We start from the raw sequence: 1046 nt of genomic DNA, 5'->3' as shown, positions 1-1046 counted from the left end.
CCGGTTACGTTATTGTCACCTAAGTTGTAATCATTTGCTGTTACAATAGAAGGGATGCGTTCCCCTAAGACAGTCGATGCTGCAGCTAGGCCTGGAATGTTCGCCGAGTTGATAGCACGAACGGTGAAGTTATCGCCAATCACTTGCATGAAGGCTTTATCTAGCGCGTAGATTTTGTAGGTACCGTCTGGGTTCACAAGTCCTGTACGCAATAAGTTGCCTTGATTGTCATATAGTCCGATTTTGGACGTGGCAATATCTGTTTTACCCGTCACATACTCATCGCCTTTATGGTAGTCGTTGATGGATGGCTTCCCTAAAAGAGCCGTTAAAATCGTGCTTGTCGTTGGCGCTGTTGCTGTTCCTGCGTTATCAATGGCTTTCACGGAGAAGGTATCGCCGACCACACGCATCGCCGCTTTATCGGCTACATAGATTTTGTAGGTGCCTGTTGTGGCATCCACGGCACCGTAACGAAGGAGATTCCCTGCTTTGTCATAGATCGCTATCTTGCTCGTTGCTTTATCTATTTTACCAGTGACATATTCTTGACCAGCGTAGTAAGGATCAATCGTTGGTTGTGTGAGCATCGTACCTTGGACTTTGGCTGTCGTTGGTTGACTCACATTCCCTGCGGCATCTTTGGCAACCGCTGTAAAATCCGTGCCGACGATTTTCATGTTGGCATTGTCGTTCACATAGATTCGGAACGTGCCATCTGCGGCCACATTACCGGTGCGTAGTGTTTTTCCGCCGACAGAAATCGTAACTTGTGTCGCTGGAGCCGTAGCTTTCCCGGTGACATAGCCGTTATTCACGACATAATCATTGATGGTTGGTGGGGCAATCGTCACGGCTTCTTTCGCTTTCACCGTGCTGCTTGCTTTGTCTCCTGCTTTTCCATTGGCATCGATCGCATAGGCTTGGAAAGTGGTGCCTGCTACGCCCATCGCTACGTTATCGTTCACGTAAACTCGGTACGTGCCATTGGCAGCCACATCGACGGTACGAATGACTTTCCCTGCCACTTCGATGGTGACTTTTTT

At 48.7% G+C, this 1046-nt stretch carries 1 protein-coding gene; it reads right to left on the bottom strand.

Translation table 11 applies throughout. The features are described 5' to 3' along the window. Window positions 1-1046: Ig-like domain-containing protein (locus tag R8925_RS15820; protein WP_430536744.1), on the bottom strand; the 1046-nt coding region annotated here is incomplete at both ends.

Source organism: Listeria rocourtiae subsp. hofi, from assembly GCF_963575615.1.
GTDB classification, from domain to species: domain Bacteria; phylum Bacillota; class Bacilli; order Lactobacillales; family Listeriaceae; genus Listeria_A; species Listeria_A hofi.
This window is presented reverse-complemented; position numbering and strand designations above follow the sequence as displayed.